At 74.8% G+C, this 2,680-nt stretch carries 1 protein-coding gene; it reads left to right on the top strand.

Annotated elements, in window-relative coordinates:
- Positions 1-2,643 (top strand): TM0106 family RecB-like putative nuclease (locus tag AC5LSR_RS03725; RefSeq protein ID WP_493464563.1); only part of this gene is annotated, 2,643 nt, incomplete at its 5' end.
- Positions 2,644-2,680: the final 37 nt, after the last annotated feature.

Below are 2,680 nucleotides of genomic sequence, written 5' to 3'. Positions count from 1 at the left end.
GCCGCCGTTGACAGCGGCGCAGACGTCGAGGAGACGGGCGGCTCCGGCCCCGCGGCGGGCTTCGCCGCCGATGCCGTGGAGGTCTTCCACCCGTTCTGGGCGCACGACCGCGCCGAGGAGAAGCGCGCGTTCGAGCGGTTCGTCGACTGGGCGCTGCAACGGCTCACCGATCATCCCCGGGCGCACATATATCACTACGCACCGTATGAACCGAACGCGCTCAAGCGGCTCGCGGCCAGGCACGGCACCCGCGAACGGCAGGTGGACGCCCTGCTCGCCGGGCACCGGCTGGTGGACCTGTACACGGTCGTCCGGCGCAGCCTGAAGATCTCCCAGCGCTCGTACTCGATCAAGTATCTGGAGCCGCTGTACCTGCCGGGGGCGCGCGGCGCCGGGGTCAAGACCGCCGTCGACAGCATCGTCGCCTACGAGAACGTCCTGGCGCACCGCGCGGCCGGCGAGCGGGCGGCCGCCGAGCACGTCCTCCACGAGATCGCCGAGTACAACCGGGTCGACTGCGTGTCCACCCATCGCCTGCACCGCTGGCTGCTCGGCCTGCGCGCGGCCGAGGGGATCACGCCCGCGCCGGCGGCGGACGCCGAGGAGGCCGCCGCCGACACGACGCCGGATCCCACCGACGCGACCGTTGACGCGCTGCTCGCCGGCCTGCCCGAGGACCCGGCGGCCTGGAGCGACGACGAGCGGGCCCGGGCGCTGCTGGGGGCCGCCGTCGGCTACCACCGGCGGGAGAACAAGCCCGCCTGGTGGGAGTTCTTCGCCTGGCTCAGCGCCGACCGGGCCGCGCTGGAAGCCGACGACGGCTGCGCCGTCCCGCTGGAATGGGCCGTTGTCGAGGGCTGGAGCACCCCCACCGGACGGCAGAAGAAGGCCCGGCGCGGACTGCTCGCCTCGCTCGACCCCGACCGCACCCATCCGTTCGCCACCGGTGAGCGAGTCCGGCTGCTCTATCCGGACGCCGTCGGTAACGGTGCTGTCAGCCAAGCCGGTAACGGCGCCGCCGGCGGCCGCACCCGGGACGCCGAGATCGAACGCGGCGAGCCCGACCGGCTGCTCGTCCGAGAGACCGCGGCGCCGGAGGACAACGACGCCGAACCGCCACTGGCGGTGCTGCCCGGCCCGCCGGTGCGCCCGGAACCCAAACCGGCGGCGATCGCCGAACTCGCGCGGACGGTGGCCGCCGCCCTGCCTCCCCCGAGCCTGGTGCCCGCCCCGCGGCGGGCCGGGCCGGAGCTGCCGGGCGGAGCGGCCATGGACCTGCTGCGCCGGCGCCCGCCGCGGCTGGCCGGCCGGCCCGCCAGGCGTGCCGGGCGTGCCGGGCTGCCGGATCCGGCCGAGCACGGCGGGGATCTGATCGCTACCGTGCTCGCCGCCGTCGACGCCCTGGACAACTCCTACCTCGCGGTCCAGGGGCCGCCCGGCGCCGGCAAGACCTATCTGGCCGGCAGGCTGATCCGCCATCTGGTCGGGACGGGACGCACCGTCGGGGTGTGCTCGACCAGCCACAAGGCGATCGAGAACACCATGCTCGCCGCGATCGGCCCCACCGCCGCAGCAACCGTGAGTGATCAGGCGTCCACGGACGGTGCGACACCCGCCGGGCGGGGCATCGCCGCGGCGAAGAAGCTGCGCTCCGGCCGGAAGCCCGACCCGGACACGCCGTGGGACACCCCGCGCGACATCCGGGCGCTGGCATCCTGGCGCGCCGCGCACCCGGACGGGCACCTCGTCGGCGACACCGCCTGGGCGTTCGCCAACCCTGCGCTGCGCGCGGAGCCGTTCGACGTAATGATCATCGATGAGGCGGGCCAGTTCGCGCTCGCCGACACCCTGGCCGTGGCCGGCGCCGCGCGCAGCCTCGTGCTGCTCGGCGACCCGCAGCAGCTCCCGCAGGTCGTCGCGGGCATCCACCCGGACGGCGCGGACGCCTCCGCCCTGTCCCACCTGCTCGGCCAGGAGGAGATCATCCCGGCCGAGTTCGGCTACTTCCTGGACCTGACCCGGCGGATGCACCCGCGGGTGTGCGCACCGGTGTCGGCGCTGGCCTACCAGGGACGCCTGCACGCGCACCCGGTCGCCGCCGGCCGCCGCGTCGACGGTGTGGCAGCCGGCCTGTACCTGCACGACGTGGTCCACCATGGCAGCACCACCCGGTCCGACCCGGAGGTGGACGCCGTCCGTGACCTGCTCACGGGCATCCTCGGCCGGCGCTTCGTCGACGGGGAGACCGAGCGCGTCCTGCGCGCCGACGACGTGCTGGTGGTGGCGCCCTACAACCGGCAGGTACGCGCGATCGAGCACGCGCTGGGCAGGGCCGGCATCCACGGGGTCCGGGTCGCCACGGTGGACCGCTTCCAGGGGCAGGAAGCACCGGTGGCGATCATGTCGCTGACGACGTCCAGCGCGGCGGAGGCCCCGCGCGGGCTGGAGTTCCTGCTCTCGCGCAACCGGATGAACGTCGCGCTGTCCCGGGCGCAGGTGCTCGCCGTCCTGGTGATGTCACCGGCGCTGCTGGACGCCGCTCCCCGGACAGTGGACGAGCTGCGCCTGCTCGCGGGCCTGGTCCGGCTGCGGACTGACGCCCGGACCGGCCTCACCGACCAGGTGTCCGTACCGGCCGGCTGACCAGCCTGCCGGGCCTGCCGGGCCTGCTGTGTCCGCT

The sequence above is a fragment of the Protofrankia sp. CiP1_Cm_nod4 genome (assembly GCF_982290645.1).
The sequence above is the reverse complement of the archived record's forward strand: the minus strand, read 5'-3'. Positions and strand labels throughout refer to the sequence as shown.